The 23,004-nt window shown below is 69.7% G+C and carries 19 protein-coding genes and 1 pseudogene; 9 read left to right on the plus strand and 11 right to left on the minus strand.

Going from position 1 to position 23,004, the window contains the following annotated elements; all coding sequences use genetic code 11:
• Positions 1 to 84: 84 nt before the first annotated feature.
• A pseudogene (locus H9651_RS14760) lies at positions 85 to 258 on the plus strand (Mu transposase domain-containing protein); the annotation flags it as partial.
• Between the two features lie 105 nt (positions 259 to 363).
• Here H9651_RS14760 and H9651_RS09035 read toward each other — a convergent pair.
• Positions 364 to 615, minus strand: coding sequence for a hypothetical protein (locus H9651_RS09035; protein ID WP_191718990.1), 252 nt, complete (start codon positions 613 to 615; stop codon positions 364 to 366).
• Positions 616 to 847: 232 nt separating this feature from the next.
• Entirely contained in the window at positions 848 to 2,272 is a 1,425-nt protein-coding gene (glnA, locus tag H9651_RS09040) for a type I glutamate--ammonia ligase (RefSeq protein WP_191718991.1), read from the minus strand.
• A gap of 130 nt (positions 2,273 to 2,402) precedes the next feature.
• Here glnA and H9651_RS09045 point away from each other — a divergent pair, with 130 nt between their 5' ends.
• Complete coding sequence (locus H9651_RS09045; protein WP_191718992.1) at positions 2,403 to 2,837, plus strand: RDD family protein; 435 nt, start codon at positions 2,403 to 2,405, stop codon at positions 2,835 to 2,837.
• 24 nt (positions 2,838 to 2,861) lie between these two features.
• Here H9651_RS09045 and H9651_RS09050 read toward each other — a convergent pair whose 3' ends face one another.
• On the minus strand, positions 2,862 to 3,572 hold the full coding sequence (locus H9651_RS09050; RefSeq protein WP_191718993.1) for a DUF4191 domain-containing protein: 711 nt from the start codon (positions 3,570 to 3,572) through the stop codon (positions 2,862 to 2,864).
• A gap of 119 nt (positions 3,573 to 3,691) precedes the next feature.
• On the opposite strand from H9651_RS09050, the gene H9651_RS09055 reads away from it, so the two are divergent.
• Positions 3,692 to 5,110 (plus strand): hypothetical protein, encoded by a 1,419-nt coding sequence (locus H9651_RS09055; protein ID WP_191718994.1) that lies wholly within the window; start codon positions 3,692 to 3,694, stop codon positions 5,108 to 5,110.
• Positions 5,111 to 5,116: 6 nt separating this feature from the next.
• Here the strand turns inward: H9651_RS09055 and sucB are convergent, their stop codons facing one another.
• From sucB to H9651_RS09070, 3 genes are all read right to left on the minus strand, one after another.
• Positions 5,117 to 6,871, minus strand: coding sequence for a 2-oxoglutarate dehydrogenase, E2 component, dihydrolipoamide succinyltransferase (gene sucB, locus H9651_RS09060; RefSeq protein ID WP_191718995.1), 1,755 nt, complete (start codon positions 6,869 to 6,871; stop codon positions 5,117 to 5,119).
• A gap of 63 nt (positions 6,872 to 6,934) precedes the next feature.
• Complete coding sequence (gene lpdA / locus H9651_RS09065; RefSeq protein WP_191718996.1) at positions 6,935 to 8,305, minus strand: dihydrolipoyl dehydrogenase; 1,371 nt, start codon at positions 8,303 to 8,305, stop codon at positions 6,935 to 6,937.
• Positions 8,305 to 9,777 (minus strand): leucyl aminopeptidase, encoded by a 1,473-nt coding sequence (locus H9651_RS09070; RefSeq protein WP_191718997.1) that lies wholly within the window; start codon positions 9,775 to 9,777, stop codon positions 8,305 to 8,307. The genes lpdA and H9651_RS09070 overlap by 1 nt, the downstream gene beginning before the upstream one ends.
• Positions 9,778 to 9,860: 83 nt before the next feature.
• On the opposite strand from H9651_RS09070, the gene H9651_RS09075 reads away from it, so the two are divergent.
• The 3 genes from H9651_RS09075 (at position 9,861) to H9651_RS09085 (ending at position 13,048) form a co-directional block, all read left to right on the plus strand.
• Positions 9,861 to 10,793: a proteasome assembly chaperone family protein gene (locus tag H9651_RS09075; protein WP_191718998.1), complete on the plus strand. Its 933-nt coding sequence runs from the start codon at positions 9,861 to 9,863 to the stop codon at positions 10,791 to 10,793.
• Between the two features lie 201 nt (positions 10,794 to 10,994).
• Complete coding sequence (locus H9651_RS09080; protein ID WP_191718999.1) at positions 10,995 to 12,335, plus strand: RNA polymerase sigma factor; 1,341 nt, start codon at positions 10,995 to 10,997, stop codon at positions 12,333 to 12,335.
• Between the two features lie 14 nt (positions 12,336 to 12,349).
• The gene (locus H9651_RS09085) at positions 12,350 to 13,048 is read left to right on the plus strand and encodes a coenzyme F420-0:L-glutamate ligase (protein WP_191719294.1); all 699 of its coding nucleotides are present in this window, start codon (positions 12,350 to 12,352) and stop codon (positions 13,046 to 13,048) included.
• Between the two features lie 536 nt (positions 13,049 to 13,584).
• On the opposite strand, the gene H9651_RS09090 is transcribed toward H9651_RS09085, so the two are convergent.
• Positions 13,585 to 14,610 (minus strand): sugar-transfer associated ATP-grasp domain-containing protein, encoded by a 1,026-nt coding sequence (locus H9651_RS09090; RefSeq protein WP_191719000.1) that lies wholly within the window; start codon positions 14,608 to 14,610, stop codon positions 13,585 to 13,587.
• Between the two features lie 76 nt (positions 14,611 to 14,686).
• The gene (locus tag H9651_RS09095; protein ID WP_191719001.1) at positions 14,687 to 14,911 is read right to left on the minus strand and encodes a DUF7455 domain-containing protein; all 225 of its coding nucleotides are present in this window, start codon (positions 14,909 to 14,911) and stop codon (positions 14,687 to 14,689) included.
• A 192-nt stretch (positions 14,912 to 15,103) separates the two neighbouring features.
• Here H9651_RS09095 and H9651_RS09100 point away from each other — a divergent pair, with 192 nt between their 5' ends.
• Entirely contained in the window at positions 15,104 to 17,188 is a 2,085-nt protein-coding gene (locus H9651_RS09100; protein WP_318244845.1) for a DNA gyrase/topoisomerase IV subunit B, read from the plus strand.
• 85 nt (positions 17,189 to 17,273) lie between these two features.
• Here the strand turns inward: H9651_RS09100 and H9651_RS09105 are convergent, their stop codons facing one another.
• Positions 17,274 to 19,751 (minus strand): DNA gyrase/topoisomerase IV subunit A, encoded by a 2,478-nt coding sequence (locus tag H9651_RS09105; protein WP_191719002.1) that lies wholly within the window; start codon positions 19,749 to 19,751, stop codon positions 17,274 to 17,276.
• A gap of 66 nt (positions 19,752 to 19,817) precedes the next feature.
• On the opposite strand from H9651_RS09105, the gene H9651_RS09110 reads away from it, so the two are divergent.
• On the plus strand, positions 19,818 to 20,948 hold the full coding sequence (locus tag H9651_RS09110) for an alkaline phosphatase family protein (RefSeq protein WP_191719003.1): 1,131 nt from the start codon (positions 19,818 to 19,820) through the stop codon (positions 20,946 to 20,948).
• Here H9651_RS09110 and sepH read toward each other — a convergent pair.
• Positions 20,945 to 22,003 (minus strand): septation protein SepH, encoded by a 1,059-nt coding sequence (gene sepH / locus H9651_RS09115; RefSeq protein WP_191719004.1) that lies wholly within the window; start codon positions 22,001 to 22,003, stop codon positions 20,945 to 20,947. The two genes, H9651_RS09110 and sepH, sit on opposite strands and share 4 nt — an antisense overlap.
• 220 nt (positions 22,004 to 22,223) lie before the next feature.
• Between sepH and H9651_RS09120 the strand changes: the two genes are divergently transcribed.
• Complete coding sequence (locus H9651_RS09120) at positions 22,224 to 22,517, plus strand: DUF4193 domain-containing protein (protein ID WP_191719005.1); 294 nt, start codon at positions 22,224 to 22,226, stop codon at positions 22,515 to 22,517.
• Positions 22,518 to 22,524: 7 nt separating this feature from the next.
• On the opposite strand, the gene H9651_RS09125 is transcribed toward H9651_RS09120, so the two are convergent.
• Positions 22,525 to 23,001 (minus strand): DUF3093 domain-containing protein, encoded by a 477-nt coding sequence (locus tag H9651_RS09125; protein ID WP_191719006.1) that lies wholly within the window; start codon positions 22,999 to 23,001, stop codon positions 22,525 to 22,527.
• Between the last annotated feature and the right edge of the window lie 3 nt (positions 23,002 to 23,004).

Consider the following 23,004-nt stretch of genomic DNA (forward strand, 5'->3'; position numbering starts at 1 on the left):
GGAAACCAATAACAACAACCCAAGGGGGGTCAAGATTCAAACGACGAAAAAGGGTCAGAATTCAGGCGACGTTGACACGCATCCGACTACTCCGTTGACCCGCACGCAATCGGCCGGATCGTGGACGTCACCGCCGACCTCGAACGGGTTCGTATCCGGCTCGATGGGCGGGTCGTTGCCGACCACGCCCGCGTCTGGGCACGCGGCAGCACCATCACCGACCCGGCCCACGCTGAAACAGCGAAGCGACTGCGGCAGCAGTTCCAACGCAGGCCAGAACTCGGTGTGAGAACCGTCGTGGCACACAGACACGACCTTCGTTCTCTGCGGTGCGCGAGCCGGCGAACTGGATGCGGCCGCTGGTCACAGACGCATGAAGTCGTCGTCGAAGATTCGTCCCAGCGAACCCGAGGGGAGTGCCCCCTTGAACGCGGTCAGATCCTTCGGGTCCAGCGGCTCGCCGTCGTCGCCACGAATCGTGAAACGGATGCGCGTGTGCTGCGGGGTCTCTCCCGAAGTGTCGTCGGCCGGCACGTCGCCCTCGTCGGCGGACGCCTCTTCTTCGCCCTCGTCGAAGGGTTCGTCGTCGTCAGATAGGGCGATCACGGCGGCCATCCGACCAGCCAACCACACGCTGCGGGCCCGCCGCGTCTCGCCTGTGCCTCTTGCCGTCGCTGCGCGTGCGCGGAAGCGGTCATCCGCACTGTCCGAGAACCTGTCCGTTTACTCCCCGTAGCCGTCCGTAAACGCCCAGAGATAGACTGAGCCCCAGACGGCAACTGCTGTCTGGGGCTCAGTAAATTGCTGGCCTCGGAACCGGGAGTGCGGTCCCTAAGACCCCTCGGAATCAGACTCCGAAGTACAGCTCGAACTCGAACGGGTGCGGGCGGGCCGCGATCGGGCGGATCTCGTTCTCGATCTTGTACTCGATCCACGTCTCGATGAGCTCAGGCGTGAACACGTTGCCGCGCGTGAGGAAGTCGTGGTCCGCGCGCAGCGCCTCGAGCGAGTCCAGCAGCGAGTTGGGAACCTGCGGGATGTTCTTGGCTTCCTCGGGCGGCAGCTCGTACAGGTCCTTGTCGACCGGCTCGTGCGGCTCGATGCGGTTCTGGATGCCGTCGATGCCGGCCATGAGCTGCGCGGCGAAGGCGAGGTAGGGGTTTCCCGAAGCGTCCGGCGCACGGAATTCCACCCGCTTGGCCTTCGGGTTGGAGCCCGTGATCGGGATGCGGATGGCCGCCGAGCGGTTGCCGGCCGAGTAGACGAGGTTCACCGGAGCCTCGTACCCCTTCACCAGACGCTTGTAGGAGTTGAGCGTGGGGTTGGTGAACGCCAGCAGAGCGGGGGCATGGGCGAGGATGCCGCCGATGTACCAGCGTGCGACGTCGGAGAGCTGCGCGTAGCCCTTCTCGTCGTAGAACAGCGGCTTGCCGTCGCGCCACAGCGACTGGTGGGTGTGCATGCCCGAGCCGTTGTCTCCGAAGAGCGGCTTGGGCATGAAGGTCGCGACCTTGCCCCACTCCAGGGCGGTGTTCTTGACGATGTACTTGAACTTCAGGATGTCATCGGCCGCGTGCACCATCGTGTCGAACCGGTAGTTGATCTCGGCCTGGCCGCCGGTGCCCACCTCGTGGTGCGAGCGCTCGAGGTGCAGGCCCGCGTCGATGAGGCGCAGGCAGATGTCATCGCGCAGGTCGGCCTGCTTGTCGACGGGGCTGACCGGGAAGTAGCCACCCTTGAAGGGGGTCTTGTTGGCGAGGTTGCCGCCCTCCTCGACGCGTCCCGTGTTCCATGCGCCTTCTTCGGAGTCGACGTGGTAGAAGCTCGAGTTCTGCTTCACCTCGTAGCGCACGTCGTCGAAGATGTAGAACTCGGCCTCCGGCGCGAAGAACGCGGTGTCGGCGATGCCGGTGGAGACGAGGTACTTCTCCGCCTTCTTGGCGACCTGGCGCGGGTCCTTGGAGTAGATCTCGCCGTTGCGCGGGTTGTAGATGTCGAAGAGCATGATGAGCGTCTTCGCCTCGCGGAACGGGTCGAGGTAGGCCGTCGACACATCCGGGATCAGCTGCATGTCAGACTCGTGGATGTTCGCGAAGCCGCGGATCGATGATCCGTCGAACAGCTGGCCGACGGTGAAGAACTCCTCGTCGACCGTGGAGGCGGGGATGTTGAAGTGCTGCTGCACACCCGGGAGGTCCGTGAAACGGATGTCGAGGAACTTGACGTCCTCGTCCTGGATGAACTTCAGCACCTCGGATGAATCACGGAACATGCGTTCTCCAAAGGTGGGGCTTGTGTCGGGACCCGTCGGGACGGGCACTTACGAACTTAGTCGGAGGGAGTTGCCCGGCAGTATCTGACGTGTTTCGGGCGTGTTACGCGGCGCCGGTTAGGCTGGAGAGGTGCCCGAGACCCCTGTAGAGAACGCTTATCCGGGGGAACGCCTCGGCTTTCCCGCCGAGGGATCGGGCAGCATCGCCCGCCCCGGCCGTCGCATCGGCGCCCTGTTCATCGACTACGCCGCCGCGACCATCATCGCGTCCGCGTTCCTGGGCTTCGACCAGTTCGCCCTTCCCGGCGAGGCGGGGGTCACGCAGTTCATGCCGATGGTCGTCTTCGCCGTGCTGCAGGTGCTGTTCATCCCGACGATCGGCGGCAGCCCGGGGCACCGCGTGCTCGGCATGCGGGTGAACCTCGTCACCGGTGGGTGGCCCGGGCTGTGGCGGCCGATCGTGCGCACCCTCCTGCTCGTGCTGGTGATCCCGGCGGTCATCTGGGACGCCGACCAGCGGGGCGTGCACGACAAGGTCGCAGGCACCGTACTCGTCCGCGCCTGACACGGCGGGGACGACCGCACAGAGTCAGCGGGGACGCGGCGCGCGGACCTTGGTGGGATCGATGCCCTTGGGGATCGGCAGCGACGTGACCGACTTCGAGACGGACTCGACGCGCTTGACGACGGCGGCCATCGTGGTGCGGTCGATCTTGTTCGGCAGATGCTTGATCGTCGACGCGAGCTTCGAGATGGGCACCTCGTCCTCACCGTGGCCGACGTAGAGCACCGTCACGGGGACTCCGGATGCCACCCGCTGCACCTTGCCGCGCTCGTCGGCGATGAGGCGGGTCAGGCGTCCACGCGAACCCTCGCCGACGATGACGACGCCGCCGCGGCCGATGACACGGTACACCGCATCCTGAGTCTTCGGGTTGACGCCCACGGGCATCTCGGTGGCCTGCCACTTACGGCCGAGCCCGGTCGACAGGATGTGACCGGCGGCGCCGGGCATGCCGTCGAGCTTGCGGTACATCGCACGCGTGGACAGGCGGGTCATGGTGATCATCGCACCGAGGAACCCGGCCATGAGGCCGCTGATCCCCCACAGGATGACGCTCCACACCGCGACCGGCGGCACCAGGAAGCCGATGCCGACACCGGCGGCGATGCCGACGACGACGATCGCGATGAGCACCCAGGCAAGCCACGGGTACGCCTGCTTCGTGAAGACGAAGAGCGACTTGAGCTGGGAGAAGAAGCCCGGGCGTTTCTCTGGTGCGGGAGTGCGTGCGGCCATGGCTCCAGCCTACCTTTCAGCGCGCCCCGCCTCCTGCACAGTCGCGACGTGGTCAGATCGATCCCCGGATGCCGCTGCCGACCGCCCCGCGCCGCAGCGACGCCGCGCACACTCGTCGAATGGCCCTCACCACAGCAGGCGCAGTCGGCGTTCCCTCGCCGCGGGGAGAGGGAAGCGTCATCCGCGTCGTCACCGAAGGCGCTCCCTGGCCCGGCACGATCGTGCGCGAAGACGACGGCAGCACGACGCTGCACGTCGACGCGGCGCTGCTGGCCGAGACGACGCTGTGGTGCGCCGCGGCGGACGGTCATCTGCTGACGCCACTGGACATCGTGCGCACTGCGGCCGGGCACGAAGCGGTCTTCCCACTCTGCCAGCGGCGACTCGATGAGGTGCTGCGCGAACGCATCGCCGCGGGAACGCCGCCGTCGGCGGGGGAGTGCGTGACCGTGGCGGTCAGCCTGCTGCGCGGCACGGCCGAGTCCGCGGACGCGGCGGCCGGCAGGTGGTGGCTCACCGACGACGGTCGCCCCGTGCTGGCGATCGGCGGGGGCGACGGCGTGCGGGATGCCGCGCTCGACATCTTCACCCTGCTCGAGGAGGGGAGCACCGGCCCGATGCGCGACGCACTGAACGCCGCAGCCGACGCCATCGCCGACCCGCGGGGCGACCTGGTGGCGGCGGAGGACGCACTGTTCGCCGTGTCGGAACCCGCCGCACTCGTGACCACCGCGCTCGCGCCGGCCCGCGCGCGGTCGGTGGCAACGGCCCTGCGTGTCGAGCCCGCCCCACCCCGCTCGGCCCTGCGCGCCGCGGTCGCGCGTCACGTCGATGCCGACGTCGCCGAGCGGGTGATGGGTGCGCGCGACGATCTGCGGGAGCGCTGGGCCGCGCGCCGCGAGCGGCGGGCGGAGAGCCGTGACCGGCGGGCGGAGGGCCGCACGCGCCGCCGGGAGCACACGGCGGCGGCCCCTCTCCGCCCCGGGCCTACCTCGCCTGCAGCGGCCGCGCCCCGCTCGCGCCGCCTCGGACGTGCGCCGCTGCTGGCGGGCGCGACGGTCGCGGCGCTCGTGATCGGAGCGGGCCTGCTGTGGCCGACGGCGGACGCATCGACGGCCGGCCCCGCCGTCTCCGACCCCGCACCCGCACCCGCACCGACAGAGAGCACGACCGAAGGCGCCGACGGTTCCCCGACCGCCGGGCAGCCCGCGGCTGATCCGACCGCGACTCCGCCTGCCGACGCGCCGACCGACGCGCCGACGCTGGCGGATGAGTTGCTGACCCAGGCGGCCGCCTGCCCCGATGAGGCCTGCCGGGACGCACTGCGGGAGACGCCGGGTCGGCCGTCTGTGGACGGGGTACTGGGCCTCGCGGCGCCCGAGCGGGAGATCACCCTCGTGGAGGACTACGGCGGGGTCGCCGTGCTGCGGGTAGCGGCCGTCACCGCCGGGACCGCACCCGACCGACTGCTGGTGATCGTGCAGACGGCACAGAAATGGCTGATCCGCGACGCCTACGACGTCGCGGATCAGCCATGAGTGGGATCAGATGCCGAGCGAACCCTCGAAGTCCGCCGCCTCGAGGCGCGACTTCACCGCACCGAGGAAGCGGGCGGCGTCCGCACCGTCGACGACGCGGTGGTCGTACGACAGGGCGAGGTAGACGTAGGAGCGCACCGAGATGGCATCCTTTCCGTCGACCGACACGATGCCGGGACGCTTGACGACGACACCGGTACCGAGGATCGCCGTCTGCGGCAGGAACACCACGGGGGTGTCGAACAGCGCGCCGCGCGAACCGGTGTTGGTCAGCGTGAACGTACCGCCGGCCAGCTCGTCGGGCTTGAGCTTGTTGTTGCGCGTGCGCCCGGCGAGATCAGCGATCTCGTGGGCGATCTGGGCGAGGTTCTTGTCGCCGGCGTCGCGCAGCACGGGGGTGAGAAGACCACGCTCGGTGTCGACCGCGATCGAGAGGTTCTCGGTCGGCGGGTAGACGATCTTGTCACCGTCCACCGTGGAGTTGATCACCGGGAACGCCTTGAGGGCCTCGGCGGCGGCGAGGGCGAAGAACGGCAGGAACGACAGCTTGTCGCCCGTCTTCTCCTGGAACGTGCCCTTGACCTTGTCGCGGAACGCGGCGAGCTTGGTGACGTCCACCTCGATGACCGTGGTCAGCTGCGCGGTCTGCTGCATCGACGCGACGGCACGCTCAGCGAGCACCTTGCGCAGACGCGACATCGGCTGGGTCGTGCCGCGCAGCGGCGAGGTCTCCAGGGCCGGAGCCTCGGGAGCGGCGGCAGGTGCCTCGGCCGCGGGAGCGGGACCGGCAGCGGCGGCGAGGACGTCCTCCTTGCGGATACGACCACCCACGCCGGAGCCCTTGACCTTGGTGAGGTCGACACCCTGCTGCTGCGCCAGGCGACGCACGAGCGGGGTGACGTAGGTCAGCGAGTCGTCGTCCGCTGCGAGCGACAGCGATCCGGTGTTGGGGGCAGCAGCCGCGGGAGCCTCGGCCGGTGCGGCGGGAGCAGGAGCCTCCGCAGCGGGAGCCGGTGCGGCGGGAGCAGGAGCCTCCGCAGCGGGAGCCGGAGCAGCCGGAGCAGGAGCCTCCGCCGCGGGAGCAGGAGCAGCGGGCGCCTCAGCGGCAGCGGGCGCCTCAGCGGGGGCACCAGAGCCGATACGGGCCAGGGGTGCGCCGACCTCGACGGTCTCGTCCTCCTTGACCAGGATCTCCACGAGCTTGCCCGCGAACGGGGCGGGGATCTCGGTGTCGACCTTGTCGGTGGAGATCTCCAGCAGCGGCTCGTCGACCTCCACGTCGTCGCCGACCTCCTTGAGCCAGCGGGTGACGGTGCCCTCGGTGACGCTCTCACCCAGTTCGGGCAGGCGCACCTCCTTGGCATCGCTGGAACCGGCGTCGGCGGCGGGCGCGGCAGCAGGGGCGGCGGCGGGCTCGGCCGCGGGGGCCGGAGCCTCGGCGGGATCCGCTTCGGCCGCGGGTGCCTCGGTCTGGGCAGGCGTCTCGGCCGCGGGGGCGTCGGCTGCGGGAGCCGCAGCAGCGGAACCGTCACCGATCTTCGCGAGCACCGCGCCGACCTCGACGACCTCGTCCTCCTGGACGAGGATCTCCTCGATCACACCGCTCACGGGGGAGGGGATCTCGGTGTCGACCTTGTCGGTGGAGATTTCCAGCAGACCCTCGTCCGCCTCTACCGTGTCCCCGACTTGCTTGAGCCAGCGGGTGACCGTTCCCTCGGTGACGCTCTCGCCGAGCGCGGGGAGGACCACGGAAGTGCTCATGAGCTTTGTCTCCTTCTGATGGCGAATTCCCATCAAGCTTAGTTGCCCCGGAGGGCGGCGATGTCAGAGCGAGTGAAGCGGCTTGCCGGCGAGAGCGAGGAACGCCTCGCCGAGCGCTTCGCTCTGGGTGGGGTGGGCGTGCACGAAGGGGGCGATGTCTTCGGGGTGAGCCTCCCAGCCGACGGCCAGCTGGCCCTCGGTGATGAGCTCGCCGACACGGTCGCCCGCCAGGTGCACGCCGATGATCGGGCCGTCCGCGAGACGGACGACCTTGACGATGCCGGCGGTGCCCAGGATCTCGCTGCGGGCGTTGCCGGCCAGGTTGTACTCGTGCGTCACGACGGCATCGCCGTGGGCGGCACGCGCCGCGGCCTCGGTGAGACCGACGGATGCCACTTCGGGGCTGCTGTAGGTCACGCGCGGCACCTGCGTGTCGGGGACGACGGGGGGCGTGAGCCCGGCGATGCGCTCGGCCACCGCGATGCCCTGCTGGAAGCTGCGGTGGGCCAGCTGCAGACCCGGCACGATGTCGCCGACCGCCCACACCCCGGGCGCGGCGGTGCGCAGTTCGGCGTCGACGACCACGAAGCCGCGGTCGAGGGCGACACCGGCATCCTCGAGTCCGAGGGAGTCGGTGACGGGACCGCGTCCGACCGCCACGAGCAGGTAGTCCGCGTGCAGCTCGGTGCCGTCCTCGAGGCTGATGGTGACGGCGTCCTCGGTCTGCACCGCGCCCGCGAACCGCACGCCCAGTCGAGAGATGATGCCGCGCTTGCGGAACGCGCGCTCGAGCGCCTTACTGAGGGCGATGTCCTCTGTGGGCACGAGGTGATCGAGTGCTTCGACGATCGTCACGTCGGAGCCGAACGAGCGCCAGACGCTCGCGAACTCCACGCCGATCACGCCCCCACCGAGGATCGCGACGTGCTTCGGGATCTCCCCGAGCTCGAGCGCCTGCTCGCTGGTGAGGATGCGGCCGCCGACCTCCAGCCCCGGCAGGGTGCGGCTGTAGGACCCGGTCGCGAGGATCACATCATCGCCGCGGTAGAGGTCGTCACCGACCTGCACGGCGCGGTCGGCGGTGAGGCTGCCGCTGCCCGAGACGACGGTGATCCCGCGCGCGGCGACGAGGCCCTGCAGGCCCTTGAACTTCTTGGCGACGATGGTCTCGCGGTACGCGCGCACCGCGTCGATGTCGACCCCGTCGAAGGTGGCGCGTACGCCGACCGTCTCGGCGTGTCGCGCCGAATCGGCCACCTCGCCGGAGTGCAGCAGGGCCTTGGTCGGCACGCACCCGCGGTGCAGGCACGTGCCGCCGAGCTTGTCCTTCTCGATGAGGACGACACTCTTGCCCAGTTCCGCGGCCCGCAGTGCCGCGGCGTACCCGCCGCTGCCGCCGCCGAGGATCACGACGTCGGCGACGTGGTCGGCCATCAGCGACCCCCCGCCGCGACGAACTCGATGAGGCTGCGCACGGTCGCAGCCGTCGGGCCCTTGTCTGTCGCCCCGAACGCGGAGCCCTTGTTCCAGCCGGAGCCGGCGATGTCCAGGTGCACCCACGGGATGCGCTCGGCGTCGGGCTCGTCCGAGACCCGCCCGATGAAGCGCTGCAGGAAGAGCGCGGCGAACATCGTGCCACCGGCGGGATCGCCGATCTTGGAGTTCTGCATGTCGGCGATGGGGGAGTCGAGTTCCGGCTCCATGTGCGCCGGCAGCGGCAGCGGCCAGGCCTCCTCGCCGGCACGGTCGGCCGCGTCGAGGAACGCCTTGACGGCGGCATCCTCACCCATGACACCGGTGTGGCGCGTGCCGAGCGCGACGATGACGGCACCGGTGAGCGTGGCGACGTCGACGATCACGTCGGGCCGTTCGCGGCTCGCAGCGACCAGGCCGTCGGCCATAACCAGACGCCCCTCGGCGTCGGTGTTGAGCACCTCGACGGTGGTGCCGTCGAGCATGCGCAGCACGTCGCCGGGGCGGGTCGCCTGCCCCGACGGCATGTTGTCCGCGATGCACAGCCACGCCGACACCCGCACCGGCAACGCCAGCGCCGCAGCGGCCCGCACGACCGCCAGCACGACCGCAGCGCCGCACATGTCGTACTTCATGCCGACCATGCTGGTCGCGGGCTTGAGCGAGAGCCCGCCGCTGTCGAAGGTGATGCCCTTGCCGACGAGCGCGACGTGGCGCTCGGCGTCGGCGGGGATGTAGTCCAGCCGCACGACCCGCGGCGGGCGCGCCGAGCCCTGGCCGACACCCAGGATGCCGCCGTAGCCCTGTTCCGCCAGCTGCTGTTCGTCGAGCACCGTGACGGTGACGGGGAGCTCGGCGACGGATGCCACGGCGCTCTGGGCCAGCTCCGCGGGCGACTGCCACTCGGCCGGGGTGTTCACGAGGTCCTTGACCAGCGCGGCGGCGTCGCCGACGGCGGTCACCGCGGCGATGTCCGCGTCGGTCACCTCCGCGTCGGTGTGCACCACGACGCGCGCGGCGCGGGCCTTGCCCGGGTCGCTCTTGTAGCCGTCGAAACGGTAGCCGCCGAGCACGGCGCCTTCCGCGGCGGCGCGCCACGCGTCGGGTGCCGCCAGCGGCGCGGCGACGGCGAGCGTGTCGAAGCCGGTGGCGGTGCGGACGACCGCGCCGACCGCGTCGCGCACCGCCGCGGCATCCGGGTCGGCGCCGGTGCCGACGACGATCAGCGGCACGGGGGAGAGGTCGGGGAGGAAGACCCGCTGCTGCGTGCCCGGGGCGCCGGTGAAGGCGAGGGCGGTGAGCGCGGATTCGAGGCCCGGCCAGGCGTCGAGTGCTCCGGCCGCGGCGTCCAGCGGCGGAAGAGCGAGGACGAGGGCATCTGCCTCGGCGTCGGTGAGCGGAAGGGAACTGTGCGCGAGCTCGGGGAACGGCATGCCTCCATCCTAGGTTCGCTGTGTTCGCTGTCAGCGGGAGGCGCGACGGCCGAGGGGTGCGGTCGCCCTCGTAAAGTTGAGGCATGCCCTTCGCCGGACCCCTCTACGAGCGCATCGCGTCGGCACCTCCCGTGCCCGCCGGTTTGCCCCTGGTCATCGCCCTGACCGGCTTCACCGATGCCGGCGGCGCGGTCGCGCAGGTGATCGACCACTTCCGCGACGACCTCGAGCCGGCTCCGGTCATCTCGTTCTCCAACGACGCGCTGCTGGACTATCGGGCGCGTCGCCCCATCGTCGCCTTCCAGGCCGACCACCTCACCGACTACCGACCGCAGCGGCTGGAGCTCTCGCTCGCCCACGATGCCGTCGGCCAGCCGTTCGTGCTGCTGTCGGGGTACGAACCCGACTTCGCGTGGGAGGCGTTCGCCGAGACGGTGCTGGGGCTGGCAGAAGGCCTCGACGTGTCCACCGTCACCTGGGTGCACTCGATCCCCATGCCGGTGCCGCACACACGACCCATCGGCACCACCGTCAGCGGCACGCGGAGCGACCTGACCGAGGCGCACTCGGTGTGGCAGCCGCACACACAGGTCCCTGCGACGATCGGGCACCTGCTGGAGTATCGCTTCGCCGAGTCGGGTGCCCGCGTGTCCGGGTTCGTGCTGCTCGTGCCGCACTACCTCGCCGACACCGAGTACCCCGCCGCGGCCCTCGCGGCCTTGGACAGTCTCACCGTCGCCACCGGACTCGTCTTCGACGGCGATGAGCTGCGCGAGGAGAACCGCGAGTTCGTCGAGAAGGTCACCGAGCAGGTCGCCGCGAGTGACGAACTCACCCGCATGCTGCAGGGCCTCGAGGAGCGGTACGACTCCTATATGGCCGGCTCCAACCTCGGGCAGCCGATCATCCACACCGGCGATCTGCCCAGCGCCGACGAACTCGCCGCCGAACTCGAGCGGTTCCTGGCGAGCCGCCCCCGCGGTGAGGACGACAAACGGGGCGGCGGACTCGGCTGAATCCGGGAATGATCGGCACGCGCGACGCGTTGTTTCATGGGCGTGGCCCGTTCGGGTGCGCAGAGAACGTATGAGACAATGTAGAACCTGACCCGTTGTCGACCGGTCGTGGCTCCACCCGCGGAGACACGACGGACTTGACAAGGGTCTTACTAGTGTCCGAGAACCAACCGGCGATTGTCCGTCGGTGAAAGGCGAACCGTGACGTCAGGCACGAAGACCACCACGCGATCCCGCGCGACCGCTGCAACCGCAGCCGCCGAGACCGAGGCTGATTCCGACGAGACGACGACGTCTCCGGCGAAGAAGGCCCCCGCCAAGCGCGCCGCCGCCAAGAAGCCGGCCGCGAAGGCTCCCGCCAAGAAGTCCACCAAGGCCAAGGTCGCGGACGAGGCAGAAGAAGAACTCGAAGAGGTCGACCTCGAAGCCGATGCGGCTGAGGATGACGACGAGAAGAAGCCCTCGCGCACCAAGGCGAAGGCAGGCGACGACTCGGCATCCGACGATGACGAAGACGACGACGACGAGAAGAAGCCGAAGTTCACCGAGCCCCTTCCCACCGGCGCCATCGTCATCTCCTCCAGCGACGAGGACGACGTCCCCGTCTATTCGACGCAGATCACCGGCGCGACCGCCGACCCCGTCAAGGACTACCTCAAGCAGATCGGCAAGGTGCCGCTGCTGAACGCGGCCGAAGAGGTCGAGCTGGCGATGCGCATCGAGGCGGGACTGTTCGCCGAAGAGAAGCTGTCGCACATGTCGGCGGCCGAGAAGTCGTCGCAGCTGGGCCTGGACCTGCAGTGGGTCGCCCGCGACGGACAGCGCGCCAAGAGCCACCTGCTCGGCGCGAACCTGCGTCTGGTCGTCTCGCTCGCCAAGCGCTACACCGGCCGCGGCATGCAGTTCCTGGACCTCATCCAGGAGGGCAACCTCGGTCTCATCCGCGCGGTCGAGAAGTTCGACTACACCAAGGGCTTCAAGTTCTCCACGTACGCCACGTGGTGGATCCGCCAGGCGATCACCCGCGCCATGGCAGACCAGGCCCGCACCATCCGCATCCCGGTGCACATGGTCGAGGTCATCAACAAGCTCGCCCGCGTGCAGCGGCAGATGCTGCAGGACCTGGGCCGTGAGCCCACGCCCGAAGAGCTCAGCCGCGAACTCGACATGACCCCCGAGAAGGTCATCGAGGTGCAGAAGTACGGCCGCGAGCCGATTTCGCTGCACACCCCGCTCGGCGAGGACGGCGACAGCGAGTTCGGTGACCTGATCGAGGACACCGAGGCGGTGGTCCCGGCCGACGCCGTGGGCTTCACCATGCTGCAGCGTCAGCTCGAGTCGCTGCTGGACTCGCTCTCGGAGCGCGAGGCGGGCGTGATCCGCATGCGCTTCGGCCTCGGCGACGGCCAGCCGAAGACTCTCGACCAGATCGGCGACACCTTCGGGGTCACCCGCGAGCGCATCCGTCAGATCGAGTCGAAGACGATGGCGAAGCTGCGGCATCCGTCGCGTTCGCAGTCGCTGCGGGACTACCTCGAGTGATGGGCGACGCACCCATGTCCGCCGTGCCCAACGACGGCAAGGCCCTCACCGTCACGGTGGAGGGCACGACCTTCGAGCGCATCCCGATCCGCACGCGGGTCGTGCTGCCCGGCGATGATCTCGACGCGTTCATCCGTGAGTACGCGACCGATGTGGTGCGCCCCGGCGACCTGCTGTTCGTGACGGAGAAGATCGTCGCGATCACGCAGGGCCGGTCGTACCCCATCGACTCGGTGAAGCCGCGCAAGCTCGCGACGTTCCTCTCGAAGTACGTCACCAAGACGTCGTACGGCATCGGCCTCGGCATGCCCGAGACGATGGAGATGGCGCTGCGCGAGTGCGGCACGCCCCGCATCCTCTTCGCCGCCGGCGTCGCCGCCGTCACCAAGGCGTTCGGGCGCAAGGGTGACTTCTACCGCATCGCCGGCGACAAGGCGCGCGCCATCGACGGCCCCACCAGCGGCACCATCCCGCCGTTCAACAAGGCCGTCGTGCTCGGGCCGGAGCGACCCCGCGAGGTCGCCGCGCACCTGAAGGCCATGCTCGGCGGCACCGCCGACGTCGCGGTCGTCGACATCAACGACATCGGCGGCAACATCCTGGGTTCGACGATGGACAAGGCCGGTGAGGCGCGCCTCGTGCGCATCCTCCGCGACAACCCGCTGGGCCAGGGACACCAGTCCACTCCGCTCGGCATCGTCCGCGCCGTCTGACATCCGCCCCTCGCAGCGCCTCGGAACCTCGTGTCCCGGGGCGCTGCGTCGTTCCCGGGCGCGCGCCCGCGCCGGCGCCCGCCCGAGAAACCACTCTCCGGGTGGCACACCACGCACCGCGCGGTGTCTCAACCGGGAAATGGTTTCTCGGCGCCGTCGACGGGGACGGGGACGGCGACGGGACGGATGCCGCCGGGGCGGTGGCATCCGTCCGCGCGGAGTCCGGGGACAGGCGCTATCCCCGGAACAGGACGTTTACGGCCGCGAATGTCCTGTTCCGGTGAGTTCTCCTGTGTCAGGGAAATGGATGCCGCGGGCGCGCGGATGCCGCGGGCACTGTGACCGCCGCCGGCATCCATCGGTCCGGGTCCGGGCGTTCGCGCCTGCGAGAAACCACTTCTCGGCTGACACACCACGCACCGCGTGGTGTCTCGACCGAGAAGTGGTTTCTCGGCGCAGGAAGCAGGCGACGCGGCACGGTTCCCGGCGCGCGCGGGCGCGGTGCGCGCGCGGGCGCGGGGCGGGGGAGCGGTGGGTCAGAAGCCCATCGCGGCGCGGTAGCGCGGCAGGTGGCCGTGACGGATGCCGGTGGCGGTGGGCTTGTTCTCGAACACACCGGCCCCCCAGTTGCCCTCGACCAGCACGGGACCGTCGGGGCCGACGACGATGTCCCAGCCGACGTAGCGCACCTGCGGAACGACGAGGGCGACCTCGGTGATGAGCTCGCGCACCTGGTCCATCAGCGGCAGCTGGAAGTCGGCGATGCGGTATCCGGTCTCCGGGTGCGTCTCGAACAGGTGCCCGTGGATGTCGTAGCCCTTGCCGAGGGCGTGGCCGTCCTCGTCGAGCACGGTGTAGAAGCCACCGAACGATCCCTGGTCGCTCACCTCACCGCGCCCGAACTTCTGGGCCATGTTGATGATCGCCACCGTTCCGTCGTCCTTGACGAACGTGGTCACACGCGTGGTGTTGACGGTGCCGGGACAGGTGGCGGCGACATCGGGGTGCTGCTCGATCTTCTCCTCGATGAGCACTTCGCCCCGCGATATGAGGTCGGCGTGGAACGCCTCCCAGTCAGTCACGTCCGACGCGAAGTAGCGCCGCACGCCCAGCCCCGACTTGCTGACGGGGACCTTGGCGATGAGCACGGGATGCCGGGAGGCGAAGTCCTCGAGGGCGGCGGCATTGCCGGGGACCAGCTCCAGCCACTCCCGCCCGAGGAAGCGGTCGAAGTCGCGGTTGAAGTCGATCTTGTGGTGGAACCTGTGCACGTACGCCGGGTCGTCGTAGCGGTTGGACAGCTCCAGTGCGAGAGGGCTCGTCACCCATGTCGCGCGCTCCGCGCGCGTGAGGATGGCGAAGTCGAACTCCAGGTAGTCGTTGAACCCCACACGGTGTCGAGCGGCGGACCACAGCATGTCGGCCAGCACGACGGGGTAGCTCTTGCCGTGGACACGGGCGGTGAACCGCGCTCGGTCGGTCACCGACGACACGTCGATGCGGCGGGCGCGCTGCATCAGCACGCGCAGGCGATGTTGGAGTGCGAGGCCACGCGAGGCCATGGATGTCCTCCCCGGACGAAAAAAAGGTGCCCCGCCAGTTTAGGCGGGGCACCGGGTGCGGCCTGTCGGCCGAAGGTCAGAGGGACTCGATCAGACGTGCGGTCTCGTCGTGCCAGCTGGTGGCGACCGCCCGAAGCTTCTCTTCGTACTTGCGTCCGTGGTGGGCGCAGAACAGAAGCTCGCTGCCGTTGACCTCGGCGGCGATGTACGCCTGCGCGCCGCAGGAATCGCACCGGTCGGCCGCGGTCAGGCGGTAGTCGAGGACGGCGGTCTGTTCGGTCGCGGTGGATGTCATGCTCATCTCGGTGCCTCCTCGGATGTCTCGCTGCTCGTTCCAGGTTCATCACATACAACCATGCGGATGTTGCGTGAATGCCGCGATCCGGTCACATTTCGCTCACCGCGTACGCTCCGACCGCACCCGGGCGTGTCGTTCTGGTTACCGGGTGTGTGTCGAGGACCTGGGTGTCGGCGGCCCCGGATACGCTTGAGGATTGTGACGTCCGAGTATTCAGCCCACCATCTCCAGGTCCTGGAGGGTCTCGAGGCCGTCCGCAAGCGCCCCGGCATGTACATCGGCTCGACCGATTCGCGCGGGCTCATGCACTGCCTGTGGGAGATCATCGACAACTCCGTCGATGAGGCGCTCGGCGGGCACGGCAACCGCATCGACATCCTCCTCCACAGCGACGGCAGCGTCGAAGTGCGCGACCGCGCCCGTGGCATCCCGGTCGACATCGAACCACGCACGGGGCTGTCGGGCGTGGAGGTCGTGTTCACCAAGCTCCACGCCGGCGGCAAGTTCGGCGGCGGCTCGTACGCCGCCTCCGGGGGTCTCCACGGTGTCGGCGCCTCCGTCGTCAATGCCCTGTCGGAGCGGCTCGACGTCGAGGTCGACCGCGGGGGCAAGACCTGGGCGATGTCGTTCCACCGCGGCGAGCCGGGCGTCTTCGCGGGCCCCAGCCCCGACGCCCCCTTCACCCCGTTCGAGCGCGCCAGCGAACTGCGCGCGATCGGCAAGGTGGCCAAGGGCGTCACCGGCACACGCATCCGGTACTGGGCGGACCGCCAGGTCTTCACGAAGGATGCCACTTTCAGTCTGGACGAGCTGGTGCAGCGCGCCCGCCAGACGGCATTCCTCGTGCCGGGGCTGGAGATCGTCATCCGCGACGAGCGTGGCGCCGCCCGCGGCGAGGAGCCCATCGAGACGAGCTACCGCTTCGACGGCGGCATCTCGGAGTTCGCCGACTTCCTCGCCCCCGACTCCGCCATCACCGATACGTGGCGGATCACCGGCACCGGCACCTTCACCGAGACGGTGCCCGTGCTGCAGCCGACCGGTGCGATGGTGCCCACCGAGGTCGAACGCGAATGCGGCGTGGACATCGCCCTGCGCTGGGGGACCGGCTACGAGACGGTGACCCGCTCGTTCGCGAACATCATCGCGACCCCCAAGGGCGGCACGCACCAGCAGGGTTTCGAGCAGGGGCTCATGAAGGTCGTACGTGCCCAGGTCGAGCAGAACGCGCGCCGCCTCAAGGTCGGCAACGACAAGATCGAGAAGGACGACATCCTCGCCGGGCTCACGACGGTGCTCACAGTGAGCCTTCCCGAGCCCCAGTTCGAAGGACAGACGAAGGAAGTGCTCGGCACGCCCGCCGTGCGCCAGATCGTCGCGAACGTCGTGCAGCGGGAACTGAACGCACGGTTCACGTCGACCAAGCGGGACGACAAGTCGCAGACCGCCCTGCTGCTGGACAAGGTCGTCTCCGAGATGAAGGCGCGCATCTCCGCGCGCACCCACAAAGAGACCCAGCGTCGCAAGAACGCCCTGGAATCCTCGTCGCTGCCGGCCAAACTCGCCGACTGCCGCACCAACGACGTCTCGCAGTCGGAGCTGTTCATCGTCGAGGGCGACTCAGCGCTGGGTACGGCCAAGCTCGCCCGCAACAGCGAGTACCAGGCGCTGCTGCCCATCCGCGGCAAGATCCTCAACGTTCAGAAGGCGTCGATGAGCGACATGCTCTCCAACGCCGAGTGCGCCGCGATCATCCAGGTCATCGGCGCCGGCTCCGGGCGCTCGTTCGATCTCAGCGCAGCCCGCTACGGCAAGATCATCCTGATGAGCGACGCCGACGTCGACGGCGCACACATCCGCACCCTGCTGCTGACGCTGTTCTTCCGCTACATGCGTCCGCTCATCGAAGAGGGCCACGTGTACGCCGCGGTGCCCCCGCTGCACCGTGTGATCGTCATGAACCCGGGCTCGAAGCCCAACGAGACGATCTACACCTACAGCGAGGCGGAGCTCCACGCCCTGCTGGCCAAGCTCACCAAGGCCGGCAAGCGCTGGCAGGAGCCGATCCAGCGGTACAAGGGCCTCGGCGAGATGGATGCCGATCAGCTCGCGACGACGACGATGGACCGCGCCGGACGCACCCTTCGTCGCGTGCGCCTGCAGGATGCGGATGCCGCGAACGCGATGTTCGAGCTGCTCATGGGCAGCGATGTCGCACCGCGCCGCGAGTTCATCGTGGAATCCAGCGACCGGCTCGGTCGCGAACGCATCGACGCCTGATCCGCGGCGCGTCGGCTCTCGCGCTGCGCGCACCCCGCCGGTCGCTGAGCGATCGCAGCGAGACGAAACGCGAAGCGGCCGAGGGTCAGGCGACGACGGTGCCGATGGCGCCGACGACCGCATCCAGGGGCTGACCCGACGCGTCGCGCTTGGCGCCGGGAACGGGAAGCGCCCGCACGGCGCCGTCGGGCCCGACCGCGCGGGGCTCGACCCCGACCCAGGCGAGCGACAGCGTGTCCTCGCCCTTCAGGAAGCGCTGGGCCCGAACACCGCCGGTCGCGCGGCCCTTGGACGGGTACTCGGCCAGCGCCGACACCTTGCCGCTGCCGGCATCGGCCCCGGCGAGCGTCTGCGACGTGTCGGCGATCGTGACGACGACCGCCTGGTCCTCGGTCCCTGCCGCGACGACGCCGAAGTAGATGGCGTGCTGGCCCTCGGCGATGCGCATGCCGGCCATGCCGCCGGCCGAGCGACCCTGCGGCCGCACGGACGACGCGTCGAAGCGCAGCAACTGCGCGTCGGAGGTCACGAACACGAGCTCGGAGTCGTCGGGCGCGAGCGCCGCGCCCACCACGCGGTCCCCGGGCTTGAGCGAGATGATCTCGATGTCGTGCTTGTGGGCGATCTCGCTGGTCGCGACGCGCTTGACCACGCCCTGCGCGGTGCCGATCGCGAGCGGCGGGTTGTCGGTGAGTGGCACGAGCGCCACGACGTGTTCGCCGCCGGCGAGCCCGAGGTACTGGTCGGCGCGCGTGCCCGCGGCCGGCTGCACCGAGTTGCCCGGCACCGACGGCAGGTCGACGGGGGAGAAGCGCACGAGCCGTCCGGCGCTGGTCACCGCTCCGATGTCGCCGCGGGTCGTGGTGTCGACGGCGGAGCGGATGGCGTCGTGCTTGCTGCGGCGCGTGGGCGGCACGATGCCGGTGCCGGCATCCTCACCCGCCTCGCCTGCCGGGCGCAGCTCGGCGCGGACCATGCGGCCGGTGGCCGAAAGGAACACGCGACACGGCGCGTCGGCGATCTGCAGATCGGCGGGGGCCGCCGCGCGCGAGCGCGTCTTGACCGGCCCACCGTTGAGCAGCAGCGTGCGCCGCGGCGTACCGAAGGTCTCGGCCGCCGCATCCAGTTCGCGCGCCACCTGCGCCCGCAGCAGCACTTCGCTCCCCAGCAACTCCTGGAGTTGGGCGATCTCGGCCTTGAGCTGGTCGCGCTCGGTCTCGAGCTCGACGCGGGAGAACTTCGTCAGGCGCCGCAGGCGCAGCTCGAGGATGTACTCCGCCTGCGCCTGGGAGAGGTCGAAGACGTCCATGAGGCGGGCACGGGCCTGCTCGCCGTCGTCGGAGGTGCGGATGACCTGGATGACCTCGTCGATGTCGAGGATCGCGATGAGCAGGCCCTCCACGAGGTGCAGGCGATCCTGCCGGCGCGCGAGACGGTAGCGGCTGCGGCGGGTGACGACCTGGATGCGGTGCTGCAGGTAGACCTGCAGCAGCTGCTTGAGGCCCAGGGTCTGGGGCTGCCCCTCGACGAGGGCGACGTTGTTGATGCCGAAGGTGTCTTCCAGCGGCGTGAGCCGGTAGAGCTGCTCGAGCACGGCCTTCGGGTCGAAGCCGGTCTTGATGCCGATGACCAGCCGCATCCCGTTGTTGCGATCAGTGAAGTCGGCGACGTCGGCGATGCCGGTGAGCTTCTTCGCGTTGACGGCGTCCTTGATCTTCTCGATCACCCGTTCCGGACCCACCATGTAGGGCAGCTCGGTGACGACGAGCCCCATCCGACGGGGACCGAGCGACTCGATCGACACCTTCGCCCGGGTGCGGAAGGTGCCTCGGCCGCTGGCGTAGGCATCCTTCACCCCGTCGAGCCCGACGATCACGCCGCCCCCGGGGAGGTCGGGCCCCGGCACGAACTCCATGAGTTCTTCGAGCGTCGCCTCGGGATTGTCGAGGAGGTGGGTCGCGGCGGCCACCACTTCGATGAGGTTGTGCGGGGCCATGTTGGTGGCCATGCCGACCGCGATGCCGGTGGTGCCGTTGACGAGGAGGTTGGGGAAGGCGGCAGCCAGCACCTCGGGCTGCTGGAACTGGCCGTCGTAGTTGGGGATGAAGTCGACGACGTCCTCGTCGAGGCTCTCGGTCAGTGCCAGGGCCGCCGGGGCCAACCGCGCTTCGGTGTAGCGCGCCGCGGCGGGGCCATCGTCGAGGGAGCCGAAGTTGCCGTGCCCGTCGACCAGCGGCACGCGCAGCGCGAACGGCTGCGCCAGACGCACGAGGGCGTCATAGATGGCGGAGTCACCGTGCGGGTGGAGCTTTCCCATCACCTCGCCCACGACGCGGGCGCTCTTGACGTGACCGCGGTCGGGCCGCAGGCCCATCTCGGCCATCTGGTAGAGGATGCGCCGCTGCACCGGCTTCAGGCCGTCGCGTGCGTCGGGCAGTGCCCGCGAGTAGATGACCGAATACGCGTATTCGAGGAACGATCCCTGCATCTCGGTCGAGACGTCGACGTCTTCGATGCGCTCGGTGAGCGCGGCGGGAGCGGGGGCGTTACGCGATGCTGCCATGGAAGTGGGTGCGTCCTCGGGTGACGGGAAAGGGGGCCATCCGCCCGGTGTGGGAGACTGGCCGCGATGTATCTCAGCGTACCCGCGGACCCGACCTCCGCCCGGAGCCTCACCGGTGTCGTCCCGCACGTGCTGGCCTCACTGTCGGGCGATGACGACTGGCTCCCGCCCGCCCGGAGCGCGATCGTGTTCGTGGTCGACGGCCTCGGCCGCTCGAACCTCTCCACTCGCGCCGGTCACGGCCGCTTCCTTGCGGGGGCGATGGGCAAGCGCGACATCGCGCACACCGTCTTCCCGAGTACCACCGCCGCGGCGCTCACCAGCCTGTTGACGGGCGTGGATCCGGGCAGCCACGGCATCGTCGGCTACCGCGTGCGCATCCCCGGCAGCGATGATGCCCCCAACCAGCTCAAGGGCTGGGAGACGCACGGTCTCGATCCGTACACCTGGCAGCGGGCGCAGCCCCTGCTCGAACGCGAGCACGACGGTGGACGCCCGTGCTTCGTGGTGACGAAATCCGAGTACGCCGCCACGGGTCTCACCACCGCGATTCTGCGCGGGGGAGAGTTCATCGCCGCCGACGACCTCGACGAGCGGGTGGAGCGCGCCGCCGAGATCGCCGCGCGTCACCCCGGCTCCCTCACCTACCTGTACACCCCTGAACTCGACTCACTCGGCCACCGCCACGGGTGGGAGTCCGACGAGTGGGCTGCGGGACTCGAGCGAGTGGATGCCGCGGCACGGCGCCTCGCCGAGCGCGTGTCGCCGCGCACCGGCGTGGTGGTGACCGCTGACCACGGCATGGTCGATGTGCCGCGCCACCGCCATCTGCTGCTCGGTCACGGTGACGGGCTGACCGACGGCGTGCGCGTCATCGGCGGCGAGCCGCGGATGCTGCACCTGTATGCCGAAGAGGGCGAGGCGGCAGCGGTGCTGGCGGCCTGGCGCACGGCCGAGGGCGAGCGGTCGTGGGTGCTCTCCCGCGACGAGGCGGTCGCAGCGGGCCTGTTCGGCCCGACGCACCCCGAGGTGCTGCCGCGCATCGGCGACGTGATCGTGGCCGCCCGTTCCGCCATCGCGTACTACGACGACCGGATCACCGACAAGGGTCCGCAGAAGATGGTGGGCCAGCACGGCTCACTGACACCGGAGGAGCGCATCGTGCCGCTCATCCGGCTGGGAGCCTACGCGGGTTAAGACTCCTCGGTGCGGGCACCGAAGACGATCTCATCCCACGACGGCATCGACGGGCGCGACCCCTTGCGGCGGCCGCCGGCATCGGACGTCGGAGTCTCGTGGGATGCCGGGGTGGACTCCTCGGCGGGACGCTCCGTCCGCGCCGCGTCGTGGGTCGGCTCGGCCGTGTCGAACAGGGCGATCGGCGAGGGCGAAGACGTGCCGGCGGCGGCAGGGGTGCCGGGCAAGGGCTCACGCTGACCGCGGCGGCGGCGCAGCGCCTCGAGCAGGTCAGCGGTCTCCGACGAGGTCACGGGTGCGTCGGGTGCCCGCTTGATGGCGGCCGACTGCACGGCGGACGAGCGCGGCGAACGCATCTCGGGCACCTCGATGTCGGCTTCGGGCTCCTGTGGGCGGCGAGGACCGAAGGCCCCGCTGTCGAAGCGCGACTCGTCCTTGCCACCGCCACCCATCGGGTGGTCGAGGGCACGCAGCCGGGGGATGAGGCCGTCGGGCAGCGATCCCTGACGTGACAGCTGCGTGGCGTCGCTGTTCTGAGGCGCCAGCGTGCTGCGGCGCGGGTCGAAGGTCCAGCGTGCGTCGTGGTCGACGTCGTCCGCGGTGAACTCGAGCTTGACGATCCAGCCGTTCTGCTCCCGCCAGCTGGTCCAGCGCTCCGAGACGGCACCCGCCTCGGCGAGCTTGGCCCGCACGGCCGCGCCGAACGTGGGCTGCGCGTCAGGTTCCAGTTCGCTGCCCACCAGCACGGGCACCGACAGCGCCTGGCCGACGATGTGCTCGCGCTCGGCGAGCACCGGGCCCTCGTAGCGCTGCACGTCCTCCACTCGCTGACCGAGAAGCTCGGCCACCTCGGCTGCGGACATGCCGGAGCGGATGTGCGCCTGGATCTCCCGAGGGCTCGCCTTGGGTGCGCGGCGTTCGCCGTCGCGGTCGCGGCGTGCTTTGCGCAGTTCTGCGCGCAGCACGTCGTCGACGGGAAGGGCGAACCTCTCGCCCGTCTCGGTTGCGAGGACGATCGTGCCGTCTTCGGTGCCGATCACCTTGAGCTGTTCCATACGAAACACCCCTCCGAATCTGCCGTGTGCGCCCATGGTGTCACAGCACACGCCTTCCGCCCGGAATAACCGGGGCGCGCCGCGAGTTTCACGCGGTGGCGATCAGCACGGAGTCTGCACAGCTCCTGAGAGCATTTGCGAAAAGGCTTCTCGTCATGCAAACTATCGCCGCCCGATCGGGCGAACCCGCACGCTGAACTGAAAGAAGAGACGTTCGAGAATGGCCACCGATTACGACGCACCGCGCAAGACCGAGGATGACAGCGAGTCGATTGAAGCGCTCAAGGAGCGTGTACCCGACAAGCTCTCGGGCGCAGTCGACGTTGAGGATGCCGACAACCCTTCCGGCTTCGAACTCCCCGGCGCCGACCTCTCCGACCTCGAGCTCGATGTGGTCGTCCTGCCCCCGCAGGAGGACGAGTTCACCTGCGCCAACTGCTTCCTCGTGAAGCACCGCTCACAGATCGACCACGACACCCCTCACGGTGCCGTGTGCCTGGAGTGCGCCGCGTAAAGTCCTGTCAGCCGCCCGGCCGTGCAGCGCGGATCGCCGCACTGAGACGGTCGGGCGTGCGGGTGGAGATGAGCCACGACGGCGCCGGATCGCGCGGGTCTTCGATCGGCACCCGCACGATCGCGTCCACTCCGGCGCGCACCAGCAGCCACGAGCGCGGGTCGAGCTGCGGTCCCCGCGCCTGGCGGGCCGCTTCGCCCGTGAACGACTCAGGCTCGCCCAGGTGGCGCACCTCGATCTTCGCCCGACCCGCGCGCAGCCATCCGTCGCGCACCTCCACGACCGGGGACAGCGCGATGAGCAACGCGATCGCCCCGACACCGACGACCGCTCCCACCACGAGAGCGAGAGTGGGGGCGATGGGGGTCAGCACGAGCGCGGCCATCGGGCCGATCACTGCGGCGCTGACCAGCACCCAGAGCGAGGGGCTGAGCCGCTCGCGGTACGCGTATGCCGGGCGCATGCCGGCCGCTGTCTTCTGCATTAG

The sequence above is a fragment of the Microbacterium pullorum genome, from assembly GCF_014836535.1.
GTDB classification, from domain to species: domain Bacteria; phylum Actinomycetota; class Actinomycetes; order Actinomycetales; family Microbacteriaceae; genus Microbacterium; species Microbacterium pullorum.

Bases quoted from the DNA above. Each gene is read 5' to 3' on its own strand.
- H9651_RS09035 (WP_191718990.1), bottom strand. From the start codon at position 615: ATGGCCGCCGTGATCGCCCTATCTGACGACGACGAACCCTTCGACGAG.
- glnA (WP_191718991.1), bottom strand. From the start codon at position 2,272: ATGTTCCGTGATTCATCCGAGGTGCTGAAGTTCATCCAGGACGAGGAC.
- H9651_RS09050 (WP_191718993.1), bottom strand. From the start codon at position 3,572: ATGGCCGCACGCACTCCCGCACCAGAGAAACGCCCGGGCTTCTTCTCC.
- H9651_RS09055 (WP_191718994.1), top strand. From the start codon at position 3,692: ATGGCCCTCACCACAGCAGGCGCAGTCGGCGTTCCCTCGCCGCGGGGA.
- sucB (WP_191718995.1), bottom strand. From the start codon at position 6,871: ATGAGCACTTCCGTGGTCCTCCCCGCGCTCGGCGAGAGCGTCACCGAG.
- lpdA (WP_191718996.1), bottom strand. From the start codon at position 8,305: ATGGCCGACCACGTCGCCGACGTCGTGATCCTCGGCGGCGGCAGCGGC.
- H9651_RS09070 (WP_191718997.1), bottom strand. From the start codon at position 9,777: ATGCCGTTCCCCGAGCTCGCGCACAGTTCCCTTCCGCTCACCGACGCC.
- H9651_RS09075 (WP_191718998.1), top strand. From the start codon at position 9,861: ATGCCCTTCGCCGGACCCCTCTACGAGCGCATCGCGTCGGCACCTCCC.
- H9651_RS09085 (WP_191719294.1), top strand. From the start codon at position 12,350: ATGTCCGCCGTGCCCAACGACGGCAAGGCCCTCACCGTCACGGTGGAG.
- H9651_RS09090 (WP_191719000.1), bottom strand. From the start codon at position 14,610: ATGGCCTCGCGTGGCCTCGCACTCCAACATCGCCTGCGCGTGCTGATG.
- H9651_RS09095 (WP_191719001.1), bottom strand. From the start codon at position 14,911: ATGAGCATGACATCCACCGCGACCGAACAGACCGCCGTCCTCGACTAC.
- H9651_RS09105 (WP_191719002.1), bottom strand. From the start codon at position 19,751: ATGGCAGCATCGCGTAACGCCCCCGCTCCCGCCGCGCTCACCGAGCGC.
- H9651_RS09110 (WP_191719003.1), top strand. From the start codon at position 19,818: ATGTATCTCAGCGTACCCGCGGACCCGACCTCCGCCCGGAGCCTCACC.
- sepH (WP_191719004.1), bottom strand. From the start codon at position 22,003: ATGGAACAGCTCAAGGTGATCGGCACCGAAGACGGCACGATCGTCCTC.
- H9651_RS09120 (WP_191719005.1), top strand. From the start codon at position 22,224: ATGGCCACCGATTACGACGCACCGCGCAAGACCGAGGATGACAGCGAG.
- H9651_RS09125 (WP_191719006.1), bottom strand. From the start codon at position 23,001: ATGCAGAAGACAGCGGCCGGCATGCGCCCGGCATACGCGTACCGCGAG.